Origin of the sequence: Pseudoduganella sp. RAF19 (assembly GCF_052114165.1) — a bacterium.
In the GTDB taxonomy this organism is placed as follows: domain Bacteria; phylum Pseudomonadota; class Gammaproteobacteria; order Burkholderiales; family Burkholderiaceae_D; genus Rugamonas.
Genome location: NZ_JBFREF010000002.1, coordinates 683541 through 699794, shown reverse-complemented (window position 1 = coordinate 699794; position 16254 = coordinate 683541). Strand labels below are relative to the sequence as shown.

The window sequence follows — 16254 nt, the reverse complement described above, 5'->3', positions numbered from 1 at the left end:
AATCAGGCGTTGCGCTCGACGATGATGTAATGTTTCCTGATCGGTTCGACAACTTCGAACACGCCTTTGAAACCAGCCGGGATCACCAGCGCGTCGCCGGGGCCAGCTTCGGCGGCGTTACCCTGTTCGTCGATTACGCGGCAGCGGCCTTCGAGCACGTAGAAATACTCGTCCTTGTTGTCCGCGAAGGCGATGCGCCAGCTGCCAGCTTCGCAAGCCCAGACGCCTGCATTGACCTCGCCGCTGGCGTTGGTGAAATGGTTCCAGGTTGTGCGCTTTGGATTGCCCACCAGCCGCCGCTCTTCGCGCGGGTGATCAAATTCGGGTTGAATGTCCGGGCTGCGAAAGTCGGTAATGGCGGGCATGTTGAATGATTCGGGCTGCGGGAGCGCTATTTTATACCGCGTCCCTTGTACGCTGGCGCAGAAAGCCCAGCAGGCATCCGCCGAAGGCCAGCATCAGCCACTGGCTGGGTTCCGCAACGGGCGCGAAGACCACGGCGGAGGTCCTCCAGTCGAAGTCCCGCACGTTGGCGGTATCGTTGACATAGGTAAGGCTGAAATCCTCGTCCAGAGTTTGTGGACCATTGCGTACATTGATGTACCGGCCGTAATTCTGATTGCCAAGCGAGATGCCAAGACTGGCGCCGGCGAAGGAAATACCTTCTTCGATCAGGTTCCCGGTGACTTGAGCGGACACCCGGCCGGAGAACGTCACTTCGGTAAAGGGCGTGAGCTGGGGGAAGATGGCACTTGAAAGTATGGCCTTGGCAAAGTAGTTCTGGCCTGGCTGGAATTCGCCCGATGCGGAGATCGTCCCGTCCAGCAGTGTGTCCATGATCGTACCGCTGGCACGCGCATGGTCGCTGGTGAGGCCGAGCGAAGGACTGTTATCGACCGAACCAAACGCGTATTGCGAACTTGCCGGCAGATTGGTGACCCAAAGCGTCAAGCGCTGGTACGAGTCGGAAGGATTAATGATGATACTGGCCGGGCCAGTATTGCCGGGTAGTGCATGCACTTGCAGCTGCATGTTCGACAGCGTCAGTGTTGCGGTGGAATGATCGCCGATGGATTCAGCGGCGCTCGTTCCGCAGACCGTAGCCGCCAGCAAGGCACTTGTGCAGATAAGCAGGGACCGCGGCCTGAACTGAGTGGGTTTCATGATGTTCTCCGCAAATGAGCGCTGCAGCGCAGCGCGAGCGGACATTATGCCCATTCGCTCAATGACGCGATTTCTCGATGAACTGAACGGCCTGTTCTGTGTCGTATGGCGGCTTCAGAAAGCGGCGCAGGCCATCATAGACTGGAGCGATCAGCTCGGGCTTCGCATCCCTGTCGAAGAAATAGGTCAGTCCGGCGGCCTGGGTGAGGATGCTGCTTGTGCTCTCGCTGAGCAAGGTCGGCGCCGCCAGCGGATCTGCCTGGGTGGAGAATGTCTGGTCAGCCTCGGCGATCTGGCGCAGCGCTCCGCTTTCGGCGAGATAGGCGAGGAAGCGGTTACGGGCACTGCGATTGGTGCCGGTGGCCGGCAACACCAGCACATCGAGCGGCGCTTCTTCGTACTGCGGCATGTCGGCCGAGTAGCTTGGGAAGGCGAAGAAGCCCATATCGGCCGCTAGCGGCGCCGGGAACTTGGCGGCAGAAAAACTACCCATCAAGGTCATGCCCACATGGTTCCGATAGATGTATGGCAGCACACGGTCCCATTCCTGATCCAGCGTCGCCGGTAAAAAATAGTCTTTGCGCAGCAGATCGCCCCACACGTCAAATACCTGCCTTACCTTGGGATCGGTGAAGCGCGCATCGCCACGCAGCAGCTTGCGATGGAAGTCGATGCCGTTGATACGCAGGTTGAGATAATCGAACCAGCCCGCTGCCGGCCAGCCGCTCTTCGCACCCAAACCCAGCGGCGTTACGCCGGCTGCTTTCAGCCGCTCACACAGCTGCAGGAACTCGCTCCACGTTGCAGGCGGCCGTAGTTCCAGACGCTGGAACAAGGACTTGCGGTAGACGAATCCCCAAACGTAGTAATAGAGCGGAAAGCCGTACACTTCTTCATTGAAGCGCGTGCCATCAATCGTAGCGGGACGGAATTTGTTCTTCCGCAGCAGGGTGACCAGCTCAGCATCGAGCGGCGCAATCAATTTTCTTTCTGCCGCGTCACGCAAACGCTCACCGGCATACCAGAAAGCCAGATCGGCATGACCGCTCTGCAAGCGCGCCGTGAATTCCTTTTTGTATTGCTCCTGCGGGAATCCATTGTGCTTAACTTGGACGTCGGGATTTGCCGCTGAGAACTGGTCAATAATTCTCAGCAAGGCCAGGCGCTGCGGGCTGTTGGAGACGATATAGTCAATGACCAGCTGTTCCGCAGCAAAGGCTACGGAAGGAAGGCCGAACGCCGCGCATAACAAACCCCGCGCAAGCCAGTATTTGGTACGCCATATCATAAGGAAAGTCTCGTCGGGAATGCTTAGGCTGTCAACTAGCTCCGCGTCATATCTTGTTGTGGTGGAAGTTGGCTAGGCCAGTCAGCGATTGAGTCAACTGTGCTAGCTGGTCAAATTACAATTCCGAAAGTTGAGCGAATCGGTCACCGAAGAGAGCGAGCGTGTTCTGGTGCTGATGCGGGTCATCGTCTCCCAATCGTTCTTGAGCCACAGAGAAATTAAGCGTGCGTTGAATTTTGTCAGGCTTGTATTGTTGATGAGAGCCGGTCGTAGCGCATTCGGGCAGCAAGTGCCCTCATTGCCTTGTATGGCCGATGGATTGTTCTCTTGAAAGATATTGACCGGCTCTCTCGTGGTGCTTCGATGGGTTTTATTGACGCTCATTTTGGGTGACGAGAGAAGCTGTCTTTATCTCGGCGTGTTGGTCTGGCGTGACAGCCAACCGTGCCTGTTGAGCCAATCTTTTGTCCTGAGAAGCCAGTGCTTGTGTGACTAGATGAAGAACATTGTCGCGTGGTTAATATGGGTCGTTGGCGGTTTTGCGTGGGTTCTTCTAACAACGATCGGAGACAACTCTATGACCACTCGCTTTCCCCAGTTCCTCGCCGCACTGGCATTGCTCACCTTGGGCGCACAGGCTTCGGCCAATACCCTGACCCAGAACGTTTCGTGGACCATCGACCGGCCCAATACCAGTACGAAGTATCGCGTGGTGGCTTATGGCGACTCGATCTACGCGGGCTACAACGGGTCGATTACCAGTGCGGCCAAGTATTCGGCGCCAACCGTGGATGCGGAATATCTATCGGCCCTGTGGAATGCGGACATCGAAAGCGTGCGTCGTACCAAATCGGGTGCGATCGCTTCGGACGTGTACAACAACAAGATCGTCGCCGAGCGCTCGTATATGCAGGACAGCAGCACGCGCGTGGTCACTTTCGAGATGTGCGGCAACGACGGTCTGCAAGCGCGCACGGCGTTCAAGGGCCAGTCGGGCACCTGCGATGACAGCGTACTGACTGCCGCTGAGAACAACTGTAAGACCTACGTCGCCGCCGCGATGGACTATATCAATGCCAATGCCTACGCGGGCGTGAAGCTGAAGGTGATCTCCAATCTGCATTACCCCGGCTACGCGGCCGACAATGTGCAGAGTTCCTGCAAAGACCCTAACACTGGCAAGACTGTGAACATGCAGGAGAAATTCCTGCCTTCGCTCGCGCGCATCAACTTCATGATGTGCGATACCGCGCGCCAGAAGGGCTTCAAGTGCACCGACAACTTCGCGCAGTACATGGGCGCAGACTACGACAGCAACGGTGATGGGCAGATTGATTCCGACGCTTTGCGCTACGTCGCCGGCGAGACGCAGGCCAGCTATGTCACGCGCATCACCACGACACTGCGCTCCACTCTGCGGGACGCGAATACGCACTTCGTTTCGAGCAGCAGCAGTTACGACTACATTCAGTCCGACGATACGCATCCGACCTACACAGGTGCCACGGTGACTGCGGGCCTGTTTGGCGGCACGACCGGAACTGGCGCGCCACGCTATACCTCGTTCTCAGGCGGGAAGAGTCCGGTCTGGAACCAGTATGGCCATGAGCGCATGGGCTGGGCAGTGTCGACCTACAACGTCGCCACGCCTTAACGCATGACGCAGCGCTGGCGTCCAAGCCCAGGCTATCTTGCGATAGCGCTGGTGCTTGCCGTCGGGGCCATCAGCCTGTTGTTCTTTCTGTGGCTGTGGTCTGAACCAGTCGATGCAGCGAGCGCCTCGGCGCAGCTGGCGTCGGCGCGCGCCGGTGAAGGCGTGAAGTCCGCATCGGCGCCGCAAGCTCCGCCACAGCCACCGCCTGCGCCGAAAGCGGCCAAGCATGCGCCTGAGGGGGACGCAGACCCAACGCGGGATTTGAGCAGTTATCTGGCGCGCGGCGAGAACCCCAGCGTGGCCCAGGTCATTGAGCGTCTGCATGAGCGCGGGATCTACAGCGGCCTGGGCGCATTCCAGCCGCCGGGCACGCGTCCGCCGCTGGTGGGACTCGCGGTACCCGAAAACTTTGCTCTGCCGCCTGGCTATGTGCGCCACCATCAAGTGACCGATGACGGCCAGCGCATCGAAGCGATCCTGATGTTTGCGCCGGGTTTCCAGCTTTACGACGCTTCCAACCAGGCGATCGCGATGCCGAAGGATGGCGTCGTACCGCCGGAGCTGGCGCCGCCGGGGCTGGCAATCCGGCGCATCACCATCCCCGCACCGCTTGAACCAACGACACACTAAAACCATGAAGCGAACAATTGCGTGCATTCTCGCCAGCGCTGCGATGTCGGCTCTTTATGCGCGCGGCGGCGCAGTCTGGATGCTGGGCTTTGTGCTGCTGGTCCCTTGGCTTCGTGCATTGGACGGCAGCCGTACGCTGCGCGCCGCGCTTGCGCAGGCCTACGGCATGACCCTGGCGTACACACTCGCGGTCTTCTGGTGGTTTGGTGTTGCGCTTGGCCGCTACACGCATGCAGGCGATACAGCGGGGATCGCAGTGTTGCTGCTTGTTGCACCGCTATTTCAGCCGCAATTTCTGGCTTATGCGCTGGTGCGTCATCTGAGCGCACGCGTGTACAGCCCCGCGTTGCGCGCGCTGGCAGCCGCCTCGGCGTGGGTGGCGACCGAATGGCTGGTGCCGCGCCTGCTGGGCGACACACTTGGCTATGGGCTGTATCCATCGATATTGATGCGTCAGGCGGCCGACGTCGGCGGCGGCGCCGGCCTCACGCTGCTGCTCTTGCTGTGCAACGAGGCCGTAACCACGGCGCTGTTACGTCGCACGGCTGGCTGGCGCGCCGCCGTCAAGCCGCTGTTGCTGGCGGCGACGGCGCCGCTGCTGCTGGCCGGCTATGGACTGTGGGTAGTGAGTGGTACGCCGGCGCAAGGCGGCAAGCCATTGCGCATGGCGCTGATCCAATCGAATATCATCGACTACGAAGGCCAGCGTGCGCAGAAGGGCGCTTATGCGGTCGTGCGCGAGGTACTCGACCGTCACTTTGCGATGAGCTACGACGCCGTCGCGCGCCAGCATGCGGACGCGGTGCTGTGGTCCGAGACGGCTTACCCGACGACTTTTGGACATCCAAAAAGCCAGGCGGGTGCGGAGTTCGACGCTGAGATTCTGGCGAACGTGAACGCAGCTGGTGTGCCATTCGTGTTCGGCACTTATGACAGCGATAGCGCGGGAGAGTACAACGCCGCAGCATTCGTGCAGCCGGGCGCGGGATTGCTCGGCCTCTATCGCAAGACGCGCCTGTTTCCGTTCACCGAATACGTGCCGGCATGGCTGGACGGCTCGGCGCTGCGCCGCCTGCTGCCGTGGACGGGCAATTGGAAAGCCGGTAATGGCGCGCGCGTCTTCCCATTGCGTCTCGCCGACGGCCGCGAAGTGCCGGTGCTGCCGCTGATTTGTCTCGACGATGTCGATAGCGGCCTGGCCATCAATGGCGCGCGGTTGGGTGCGCAGGCGATACTGACGATGTCGAACGATTCCTGGTTCAACGCGGATGGGCAGGGCGCACACTTGCATCAGACAGCGGCGGCGTTCCGCAGCATCGAAACGCGCTTGCCGCAATTCCGCGTGACGACCAATGGCCTCAGCGCGGCAATTGATGCGAGAGGCAGCATCCTTGCAGGCGCGGGGATTGGCGAGCCGGCGCTGGTTGTGGCGGACATGCCATTGCACCGGCCCGCGCTGACGCTCATGGTCTTGTGGGGTGACTGGGTCGGTCTGGTTGCCTGTGGATTTTTGCTGATCCTGGCGGCACGCGCCGCTGCGGGATCGTCGGTGCGGCGTGGCGAGGGTGTTTTGGCGCCAGAGCCGCCCGTGATGAGCTTTCCAGCGCCCGTTGCGGTCCTGCCGCCTGCTGCGCGGCTGGCCGCAGCCCTGCTGCGCATCGTTGCGCGGGCCGGGTTGCTTGGCATGTGCGCGGCGCTGCTGGTGAACGAGCCGCTGCGGACGAATACCATGGCGATCATCCGACAGTTTACGGCGCTGTTCCTGGCGCCGGAAGCGGCTGCGTGGTTCCTGCTGCGCGCCTTTGCCGCTCAATTGACGATCGATGGCGGCAAGCTTCTGCTGACGCGTGGAACGCAGTGCACCGAGCTGGCGTTGAGCGAGCTCGCGGCGGTCGAGCCGTGGCGGCTGCCGCTGCCCGCGTCCGGAGCCTGCCTGCGCCTGAAGTCGGGACGGCGCTGGCATGATGGACTGGCGCTGGCGAATCCGGCCGGATTCCTCCACGCGATTGCCGTGGCGGGCGGCCCGCCGGCAGGGCCAGTCAGGCACGCGATGATGGACGTGTATGACCAGGCGCGTCTGGCGTTGCAGGAGTGGCGGCTCGGTCATCCGGTGGCCAAGTTTGTGCTGCTGCCGCTAGCGCTGGCGATTCCAGCCTTCCATCTGCATCAGCACATCACTTACGGCGGCGCTTTCGGCGAATACTATACCTTCGGTCTGAAGGCCTATCTGACCGCCTTTGCCCTCTGGTGGGCGGCGTGGTCGATCGGCGTGGTGCTCAGTGCGGCGGTGCTGCGGACCGCGATTGAAACAGGCACCTTGCTGGTGGCGCTGATGCGGCCGCGCCGGACCATCGATGCCCGCCTGGGACTGGAGCGTATCGGCCTCGCCGTGCTTTATCTTGGGCTGCCGGCCTGGCTGATTTTGAACATCTATGGCAAGTAGCTGACAATGCCGTGCGCGTCGAGTTCGTAGCGGGCGAAGTCGTTTGCAAGGAATAGCCGGCCGTCGTAGGCCTGGCGCGCGTCGGCTTCGACTTCGGCGAGTCCTTCGGGATTGTCGTAGCGCGGGCTGAAGTGCGTCAGAATCAGGTTGGGCAGCCGACGCTCGCTTGCAAAGCGCGCCACAGCCTGGGCGGAACTGTGGCCGCGTCCTGGACCAACTTTTTCCAGGCCGGCTTCCGTGTAGGTGGCTTCGTGCACCAGCAGATCTGCGCCTTCGCAGGCTTCGGCCAGGAGCGATGGCGTATCGTTATCTCCGCCAATGACGGCCACTGCCAGCTCGCGTTGCACGATGCGGAAGTCGTCCGCACGCAGCGTGCTGCCATCGGCCAGCTTCAAGTCTTCGCCTGCCTGGAGTTTGCCCCAATCCGGCCCTGGTTCCACGCCCCGTGCGCGCAAGGCGGCGCCGTCCAGTTTCCATTTGGTGGTTTCGACCGCAAAGCGGAAACCGACACTCGGCACGCGATGCGACAGCGCATAGCGTTCAATGCTCAGCCCCGGCTCCTGATGCACCAGCCGCGCCGCGTCGACGTCGACGTGGACGAGTGGGAAGGTCAGGAACAGTTCCGTATGCAGCAGCGTCGCTTCAACCCAATTGCGTACGGCTCTGGGGGCAATGAGAATCAGCGGCCGGGCGCGGCCCGTCATTGAAGCGCTGGCGAGCAATCCCGGCAAGCCGTAGCTATGGTCGCCGTGGATGTGCGTGATGCAGATACCCGCCAGATCGTGCACCGACAGCGGCGTGTGCTGCAGCCGATGCTGGGTGGCTTCGCCGCAGTCCACCAGCCACCAGTCGCGGTTCAGCGAGGTCTGGATGGCCAGTGCGGTAACGTTACGGTTCTTGGTCGGTACGCCAGAGGAGGTTCCGAGAAAGGTCAGTTTCAGCATGCCGCATTATACGGCCGTTTCGCGCAGCGGCTGGCACGTGTAGGCCGCACAGCAGCAACTGCCATTTCTGCGGTGCTACTTCAACTTCCCGAACTCGGTCACGCTGGCAGACCGGTTCCGCTACGACGGTGCGCCGAGGCGCAAGACAGCACGCCCAGAATCAACAGCACCATCGCCGCGCATTCGAGTGTCGTCGGCAAGCGCGCTTCCCAGATAAAGCCGTACAGCAGGGCAAACAGGGTTTCGAACACAATCATCTGGCCGACCAGCGTCAACGGCAGCAACCGGGTCGCACGGTTCCATAGGCCGTTACCGACGATCGAGCAGAAGATGGCGACTGCGGTGACGACGCCCGTGAACAGCAGCCAGTCGGACGAGCTGTGGCTGTTCGGGAGGAAATGGAAGGCTGGAATCGCCAGTACCAGCGCCTGCGCCCCGGTGACGACGCCCGTCAGCAGACTCCATTCATGCGCCGAGACATGGTTGAGCCTGGCCAGCCAGCGGCTGTTGCCAACCGCGTAGATCGTCCACGAAACCAGCGAACCGATTGCGCACAACAGGCCGAATACCGAGCCATGATCGCGAGAAGCGGACAGCGATTGCCAGCTGATGCACGCCAGCCCGGCCATGCTCAGCGCCAGCGATGGCAGCAAGCTCCGGATCGGTACGGCGTGCCGGTCGCGGCTGCCGGCCAGCGTGACTGTGACAGGCAGCAGGCCGATGACCAGGGACGTCATGGCGACGCCGCCCGATTGCACGGCGTTGGCGAGGAAAACGTAATAAATGATATTGCCCGTAAAGCTGAGCCAGGCGAGGGCACGCCATTCCTTCCACGTCAGCGACTGCGTCAGTCGCCGCCAGGACGGCGCAACCAGCAGCGCGGCCACCAGTCCATAGGCCAGGTAGCGGCCCGCTGAAAGTTGCATGGGTTGGAAGCCCCGCGCCAGTTCCGGCGCGAGAAACACCAGTCCCCAGAAAGCGCCTGCCAGAATGCTCGCGCCAAGGCCGAGCCAGATCCTGCTTGAAAACATAACATCCTCCGATCACCGTCATTATTCCGGCGCGGCAGGAGGACTTCTTGACGTTTTCTACGCTTATTTGGACAAATTCTCCCGGCTTTGCCTGCGGTAGGCCGCCGGAGTCATATCCATGGCCTTGCGCATGGCACGGGTGAGGGCGCTTTGCTCGGAAAAACCGGCGCGGAGGGCCAGTTCGGCAATCGGCCGGTCGGTTTGTGCCAGCCATTCGCAGGCGCGCGCCAGGCGGCGCTCCAGCAGCCAGTCGTGCGGGCTGGTGCCGTGCTCGGAACGGAACAGCGCATGCAATCGGCTGACGCTGACGCCGGCGCTCTTTGCCATGGTTTCAGTGGCCCATGGCAGGCCGGGTTCGGCCTCGATGCGGGCCATCAGGGCGGCGAGGCGCGACGCAGGCCGCGGTGCGTCCAGCATGAGCGTGTCCAGCAGGAGCGGAGCCCAGCCCTGCACGACAGACGGCGCAGCGGCGCGCTGTTCAGCCATGATGGCCATGAATTCGATCAGTTTGCGCGATGCAGAGTTGATCGCGGTAAACGGGCGGTCATGCAGGCGCTCGCTGATGGCAGGCGGCAGGCTGCACTCGTCAACGTCGAGGATAAGGGATTGATTGGTTCTGTCGCCGCCTTGCGCATGCCAGGCGCGCGGCGCCACGAAGCCGGCGGTCAACACATCCAGGCGGCCGAATTTGCCGTCAATGTCGAGCTGAACCGCGCCGCGCAAGGGCAGCACGAGCTGTGCGTAATCGTGGCGGTCCGGGTTGCCGAATTCGCCATAACTGCGCACATGAAGGTCAACAGAAGATTGCATAAGCGCGAGTGTAGCATCGGCGGCGCAACGGGACATCCGCGTCATTGAAATCTCCTATTCGACCTGCTACAACGAAAGTGACTTCAGGGGGCGGGCATGGCTGCGATTGTGCGCATCGACGATGATGTAATCGATACGGATTATTTCATCAGAACACTAAAGCTTACTGGGCAGTTTGAAGGGCTAATCGAGCAGCTGGTGCGCGAGAAGCTGACCGTGCGTGCCGCGAAAAAGCTCGGCATTGCCATGCCGCCGGAGGAAGTGCAGGAGCGCGCTGACCAGTTCCGCCGCATCCAGGGCTTGCACCGTGCTGCGGACATGAACCAGTACCTCGATACCCTCGGCGTCACATTGGATGAGTTCGAAGACTTCATCGTGGACAGCCTGTACCACGAGAAGATGATGGCGCAGGTCTGCAACGAAAAAGCGGTCGAACAATATTTCAAGCTCAATTCGCCACGTTTCGACGCGGTGGAAGTGAGCCATATCGTGCTGGATACTGAAGGCAAGGCCAAGGAGATGATGTCGGCGCTGACCGACGATCCGGACAGTTTTGCCGAAATGGCACGCGAACATTCCATTGGAGATGAGGCGGAGCGCGGGGGCGTGATCGGGCGGGTGCTACGGGGCTCTCTGAAACCCGATATCGAGTCGCGCATCTTCAACGCTGCGGCGGGCGATTTGCTGGGGCCTTTCCCTTCGCCGGACAAGACCTTCTTTGAGATTTTCGCGGTGAATGCAAAGCATCCCGCCAAGCTGGATGAGGAAACGGCCATCGAAATACGCCGCCTGCTGCGGGAGGAATGGCTGATGGCCAGGGCGCAAGAGCACATTATCGAGGCTTGCCCCGCGCGGTGAGCCAGGCACGGCCAGCGATTGGCCGCCTGCCGATTGCAACGCAGGTTGATGGGCGAGCTTGGCAGGCACCGACATGGACTCTCTAGCGCCAAAACAACAAACACCTGCCGAGTTCCTGTCGGCCGTCGAGATCCTGTCGGTTTTCACTCCGGAAGAGCTGGAGCAGCTGGCTGGCGCCATCGAATCCCGTTCCTTTGCTTTTGGCGACACTGTCTGCACGGCAGGTGAGCCTGCCGAAGGTCTGTACGTCATCCATTCTGGTTCCGTACGCGTGTTCAGCGACGAGCACGGCAAGGAAATCAGCATGGGCGTGCGCAAGGCAGGCGAAGTGTTCGCCGAAATCGCCATTTTGCGCAGCCACCGGCACGAAGTCTCGGCACGTGCAGCATTGAAAACGGAATTGTGGTTCATCCCGCGCACGGCGTTTCAGCCGCTGATCGGCCGCAATCCGGACGCGCTCAATTTCATCAACAACTACGTGGCGATCAGCTCGGCTGGCGGTCTGGTGGCGCGGCTATTCGAGTTGCGCAACAAGGTCAGCAAGAGCGAGCTGGAAGAATTCGTGCGCAGCGTGGGCGTGAAGCGTGTCGGCGCCGGCAAAGAGATCCTGAAGCAGGGCGCGCGCGACGATCACCGCCTGTACGTGGTGCGGCAGGGCCAGGTGCAGGTTGGCTACAGCGACGGCACGGATGAGTTCAAACTGGCCACCCTCGGTCCAGGTGAGCTGATAGGCGAGAAAGCCTGCCTGATGCGGCAGGAGCAGCCTGCCACCGTGGTGGCGGCCACCGACGTGATCCTGCTGGTCATTCCCGAGAAAAGCGCCCACTTCATCCTGGAGCGCAATGCCAAGTTCCGCGAGGTGATCGAAGACCGTGTGCGTTTCTTCGAGCGTGAGCTGCATCGGCAGAAGAAGCTGGCGGAACGCCGCAAGCGCCCGGTGGTGCTGGACATGGGCACTGAACCCGCGTCCGGCGAAAAGGTCATCAAACGTTTTGCCTGGGTCGAACAGGCCGAGGAGATGGACTGCGGCGCCGCCTGCCTGGCCATGCTGTGCCGCCATTACGGCATCAATATGACGCTTGGCAAGCTGCGCGAACTGGCCAACGTCACCGCGCAAGGCGCCACGCTGGACAGCCTTGCGCGCGCGGGCGAGGCGCTGGGCTTCAGTGCACGCGGCGTGCAGTGCACTTTCGACGCGCTGCAAGGCTTCGAGCTGCCCTTCATCGTGCACTGGGAGGGCTACCATTACGTGATCGTGTATGGCGTGTCGCCGACCACGGTATGGGTGGCCGATCCGGCGGTAGGATTCAAGAAGCTGAGCGTGGAGGAATTCGAGCGCGGCTGGAGCGGCACCTGCCTGGTCTTCACGCCGGGCCAGCAAATGGTGCAGCTGACGGCCACGAGCTCACCCTGGCTGCGCTTTGTCGGCTATTTGCAGCCGTATAAGAAGATCCTAATGCACTTGTTCCTGGCGACTTTCGTGATTCAGATGCTGGGGATCGTGCCGCCGATGATCATCCAGAACATCCTGGATGGCGTACTGGTACACCAGAACCTGAGCCTGCTGCATTTGCTGATACTGGGCCTGGTGATTTCGACCGTATTCACGCAAATCATGTCGACCGTGCGCGCCTATCTGGCGAACTACATGGTGCGCAATCTCGATTTCTCGATGATGGCGCAGTTCTTCAAGCACACCATGTCGCTGCCGTATTCCTTCTTCGCCAAACGCAAGACGGGCGACATCCTGGCGCGCTTCAGGGAAAACCAGACCATTCGCAGCTTTCTGACCGAGTCCACGGTGACGACGCTGCTTAACCTGCTGATGGTGTTCATTTACTTCACCATTCTCTTTCTCTACAACGTCAAGCTGACGCTGCTGCTGATCGCCTTCACCATTCCCATCATCGCGCTGACCGTGCTAGTGACGCCGAAGATCAAGGACTACGCCCGCGAGGTCTTCACCAGCGCCACCGATGCCCAATCCTTCCTGATGGAGGCGCTCGGCGGCATCGAAACCATCAAGGGCATGGGCAGCGAGCGGCCGGTGCGGCTGAAATGGGAGAAGAAGTACGTCAAATCGCTGGAATTGCAGTACAAGTCGCAGGCTTTCAACATTCTGGTCGGCCTTGGCAGCCAGTTGCTGAACTCGGCCACCACCATTGTTATTCTCTGGGTTGGCGCCACGCTGGTGCTGAGCCGTGAGCTGACCATCGGCCAGCTGATGGCCTTCAATTCCCTGATGGGCAGCGTGCTGGGGCCGCTGATGGGACTGGTGGGCTTGTGGAGCCGCCTGGCTGACGCCACCGTTGCCATGGAACGGCTGGGCGACGTCCTGGATATCGAACCGGAGCAAAAGCCCGCCGATATCGCTTCGCGCGTGGTGCTGCCCGATCTGCAAGGTGAGATCAAGCTGGATCGCATGTACTTCCGTTACGGCGACAGCGGCACGCCCTACGTGCTGGAGGACATCAGTATCGATATCAAGCCCGGTGAGCTGGTCGCCATCGTGGGCCGCAGCGGATCGGGGAAAACCACGCTGGCCAAGCTGCTGGTCGGCTTCTACCCGCCCAGTGAGGGCAAGATCGTGGTGGACGGCTACGACATCAGCGTGATCGACAAGGATTATTACCGCGCCCAGGTTGGCTACGTCATGCAGAGCAATCTGCTGTTCTCCGGCACCATCGCCGAGAACATCGCCAGCGGCGACGATAGCCCCGACCGGCGCCGCATCGAAGAAGTGGCGAAGATGGCCGATGCGCACGCCTTTATCAGCAAGATGCCCATGGGCTATGAGCAGGTGGTGGGCGAACGGGGCATGGGTTTGTCCGGCGGCCAGGTGCAGCGCCTGTGCATTGCACGCGCGTTGTATCACGATCCGCGCCTGCTGGTGTTCGATGAAGCCACCTCGGCGCTGGACACTCAGTCGGAAAGCAACATCATCGGCAATATGCAGGCGATTCTGGAGGGGCGTACGGCGGTCATCATCGCGCACCGCCTCAGTACGATCATGCGGGCCGACAAAATTGTCGTGCTGTACGAAGGCAAGATCGTCGAGCAGGGCCGCCACGAGGAGCTGCTGGAGCGGCGCGGCATGTATTACGAACTGGTGCAGAAACAATTGAACTCGGCATGAAACTCTACAATCCTGGAGGCGAGCGTGGATCGGCAATGTCCTATGCCGCGCTGCTGGAAAAGATCGAAATCCTGCGTTCGACCCTGCGCTGGTCGAGCCGGCTCGATCGTCCGGACATCGACAAGATGCTGCGCCAGACCAATGCCTTGCGCGATGAGGTGATGCAGCTGTCGCACAAAGAGCGCTTCGTGCAGGCAGTCGCCGCCACGCCAACGGAAGAAGCATCGACTGGCGAGCGCCGGCAAGCCCTGCTGGCGCGCAGCTTCGTTTTCGAAGGCACCTTCGGCGACAATCCCAAGCTGCTGGATGCGCTGGAGATCGCGGAGAAGGCAGCCCCCACCGATCTGCCCGTGCTGGTGGATGGCGAAAGCGGGACAGGCAAGGAGCTGATGGCCAAGGTCATCCACGCCAACGGATCGCGCGCCGATAAGCCCTATATCTCGGTCAACTGCGGCGCGATTCCGGACAGTTTGCTGGAATCGGAACTGTTCGGCCACAAGAAGGGCGCGTTCACAGGCGCCGCCAATGACCGCAAAGGCAAGTTCGAAAGCGCGCACAAAGGCACCATTTTCCTGGACGAGATCGGCGAGCTGCCTTTGCCCGGTCAGGTCAAGCTGCTGCGCGTGCTGCAATCGCACGAGATCCAGCGCGTGGGCTCGGATGAAATCATCAACGTCGATGCGCGCATCGTGGCGGCGACCAACAAGAACCTGCGCAAGCTGATCGAGGAAGGCACCTTCCGCGAAGACCTGTTCTACCGCCTCAGCGTGATCCACGTAACCCTGCCGCCGCTGCGTGAACGCAAGGATGAGATACCTCTGCTGTTGGCCTACTACACCGACGAGGCGGCGGAAGCGCTCAAACGCGGCCCCGTTGCAATGACGCCGCGTCTGCGCGACTTCCTGCTGCGTTACGGCTACCCCGGCAATATCCGCGAGCTGCGCAACCTGATGTACCGCCTGTCCTGCCTGGCGGGCGAAACAGCGGATCTATCGCATCTGCCGGAGGACATCCGGCCGGCGGTGAAGCGGCCCGCGGCCGGGAATGGCAGTGCCGCCACCGACAGCGCTTCACTGGCCGAGGCCAAACGCGCCGCCAGCGATGAAGCCGAATGCCGCTGCCTGGAGCGGGGACTGGAAGAGGTGAAAGGATCGGTATCGGAACTGGCGCGGCGCTGGGACATGAACCGCTCGCATCTCCAGATCCTGCTGAAGAAGCACGGCCTGCACTCCAAGGATTACCGCAAACAGGGCTGACTACAAGGCAGGATTGAGCATGGTCTTGTCGCAGTCCGCATCGTCGGCGCGCACCACCACGGCGGTGATATTGTCTCGCCCGCCGTTATTGCGGGCTTGCTCGACCAGCTCCTGCGCCGCATGAGCGCAATCGCCGGATGCCAGCAGATCCTGAATTGCCGGATCGTCGACCGGATTGCTGAGGCCATCGCTGCACAGCAGGAAAACGTCGCCATCGCGCGCGATCACGGTTTTCAGATCCAGTTCCAGCACATCGGCCGCGCCGACCGCGCGGGTGATCATATTCGAATCCGGCTGGCTGTGATCCTGCGTCAACTGCCGCAACTGGCCATCGCGGCACAGATAGATGCGGCTGTCGCCCGCCCACAGGCAGGCCATCTCGGCGCCGTGCGCCAGTAGTACCACGACGGTACTGCCGATCATCGGCACCCGGCGCGCCTGTGCATTGGCGCGCAGCTCAAGATTCACCTTGCTCAGCTTGGCGCGCGCCGCTTCGACCAGGGCCGGCAGGCTGGACGCGGTGCCCAGCGTGGCCAGCGCATCCACCACGGCGCGGCTCGCCACATCGCCGAAGGCATGCCCCCCCATGCCGTCCGCAACTGCCCACAAACCGCGTTCGGGGTGGGCGAGGAAGGCATCTTCATTGCGGCTGCGCACCAGGCCAACGTCCGTGCGCGCGGCGGAAGTCCAGCAAAGTTGGCTTTCGAGCTTCATTATCCACGCAGCGCTTTGTTCAGGCTGCTTTCATCGACCCCAACGTTCAGCGCTGCGTTGTTGCCGGTATTGGTCACGGTCACCGACTGATATTGATTGATCATCTGGTCGGCGTAGTTATTGATCTGGTAGAAGTTAATCACCGGGAATTGGCCGGAACCACCTTCGACAAATGGCCGAATCCATCCAAATACCCAAGGAGCGCCGCCTGCGCCCCGGATCGTGGACATCGCCTTGCGGTCCAGCGCCTTGTTGGCGGGCAGATCGTTGATGGTAATGGTAGCCATGATGAGTCTCCGTGAGGAAAAGGGAGGCCGGACCCCGGC

14 protein-coding genes are annotated in these 16254 nt (G+C 61.5%); 6 read left to right on the top strand and 8 right to left on the bottom strand.

All coding sequences use genetic code 11. From position 1 onward, the window contains the following. Positions 1-2: 2 nt before the first annotated feature. Genes AB4Z19_RS07765 through AB4Z19_RS07755 form a run of 3 tightly spaced genes read right to left on the bottom strand, consistent with a single transcriptional unit; the run spans position 3 to position 2452 of the window. A complete protein-coding gene (locus AB4Z19_RS07765) occupies positions 3-365 on the bottom strand; it encodes a cupin domain-containing protein (protein WP_442028663.1) in 363 nt (120 codons plus the stop codon). 31 nt (positions 366-396) lie between these two features. Further along, the gene (locus tag AB4Z19_RS07760) at positions 397-1164 is read right to left on the bottom strand and encodes a hypothetical protein (RefSeq protein WP_442028661.1); all 768 of its coding nucleotides are present in this window, start codon (positions 1162-1164) and stop codon (positions 397-399) included. 58 nt (positions 1165-1222) lie between these two features. After that, a complete protein-coding gene (locus tag AB4Z19_RS07755) occupies positions 1223-2452 on the bottom strand; it encodes an ABC transporter substrate-binding protein (RefSeq protein WP_442034900.1) in 1230 nt (409 codons plus the stop codon). 577 nt (positions 2453-3029) lie between these two features. Between AB4Z19_RS07755 and AB4Z19_RS07750 the strand changes: the two genes are divergently transcribed. The 3 genes from AB4Z19_RS07750 to lnt are packed head-to-tail and all read left to right on the top strand — an operon-like array spanning position 3030 to position 7179. Then, positions 3030-4106, top strand: a complete 1077-nt coding sequence (locus tag AB4Z19_RS07750; protein ID WP_442034899.1) for an SGNH/GDSL hydrolase family protein — start codon at positions 3030-3032, stop codon at positions 4104-4106. A gap of 3 nt (positions 4107-4109) precedes the next feature. Next, the gene (locus AB4Z19_RS07745) at positions 4110-4736 is read left to right on the top strand and encodes a hypothetical protein (RefSeq protein ID WP_442027454.1); all 627 of its coding nucleotides are present in this window, start codon (positions 4110-4112) and stop codon (positions 4734-4736) included. Positions 4737-4740: 4 nt separating this feature from the next. Further along, the gene (gene lnt, locus AB4Z19_RS07740) at positions 4741-7179 is read left to right on the top strand and encodes an apolipoprotein N-acyltransferase (RefSeq protein ID WP_442034897.1); all 2439 of its coding nucleotides are present in this window, start codon (positions 4741-4743) and stop codon (positions 7177-7179) included. Here the strand turns inward: lnt and AB4Z19_RS07735 are convergent. From AB4Z19_RS07735 to AB4Z19_RS07725, 3 genes are all read right to left on the bottom strand, one after another. Beyond that, positions 7167-8123, bottom strand: coding sequence for a ribonuclease Z (locus tag AB4Z19_RS07735; protein WP_442027457.1), 957 nt, complete (start codon positions 8121-8123; stop codon positions 7167-7169). The two genes, lnt and AB4Z19_RS07735, sit on opposite strands and share 13 nt — an antisense overlap. A gap of 98 nt (positions 8124-8221) precedes the next feature. Then, entirely contained in the window at positions 8222-9154 is a 933-nt protein-coding gene (locus AB4Z19_RS07730) for a DMT family transporter (protein ID WP_442027458.1), read from the bottom strand. 63 nt (positions 9155-9217) lie between these two features. Beyond that, entirely contained in the window at positions 9218-10009 is a 792-nt protein-coding gene (locus AB4Z19_RS07725) for a helix-turn-helix domain-containing protein (protein ID WP_442034895.1), read from the bottom strand. A gap of 51 nt (positions 10010-10060) precedes the next feature. Between AB4Z19_RS07725 and AB4Z19_RS07720 the strand changes: the two genes are divergently transcribed. The 3 genes from AB4Z19_RS07720 to AB4Z19_RS07710 all read left to right on the top strand — a co-directional run bounded on the left by AB4Z19_RS07720 (position 10061) and on the right by AB4Z19_RS07710 (position 15214). Next, positions 10061-10822: a peptidylprolyl isomerase gene (locus tag AB4Z19_RS07720; protein WP_442034894.1), complete on the top strand. Its 762-nt coding sequence runs from the start codon at positions 10061-10063 to the stop codon at positions 10820-10822. A 73-nt stretch (positions 10823-10895) separates the two neighbouring features. Beyond that, on the top strand, positions 10896-13958 hold the full coding sequence (locus AB4Z19_RS07715; protein ID WP_442034893.1) for a peptidase domain-containing ABC transporter: 3063 nt from the start codon (positions 10896-10898) through the stop codon (positions 13956-13958). After that, a complete protein-coding gene (locus tag AB4Z19_RS07710) occupies positions 13955-15214 on the top strand; it encodes a sigma-54 interaction domain-containing protein (protein ID WP_442028896.1) in 1260 nt (419 codons plus the stop codon). Before AB4Z19_RS07715 ends, AB4Z19_RS07710 begins: the two co-directional genes overlap by 4 nt. Here the strand turns inward: AB4Z19_RS07710 and AB4Z19_RS07705 are convergent, their stop codons facing one another. Together AB4Z19_RS07705 and AB4Z19_RS07700 are read right to left on the bottom strand one after the other, a co-directional pair. Further along, complete coding sequence (locus tag AB4Z19_RS07705) at positions 15215-15928, bottom strand: PP2C family protein-serine/threonine phosphatase (protein WP_442028895.1); 714 nt, start codon at positions 15926-15928, stop codon at positions 15215-15217. It lies immediately after the preceding gene. Beyond that, on the bottom strand, positions 15928-16215 hold the full coding sequence (locus tag AB4Z19_RS07700) for a hypothetical protein (protein WP_442034891.1): 288 nt from the start codon (positions 16213-16215) through the stop codon (positions 15928-15930). The genes AB4Z19_RS07705 and AB4Z19_RS07700 overlap by 1 nt, the downstream gene beginning before the upstream one ends. Positions 16216-16254 lie beyond the last annotated feature (39 nt).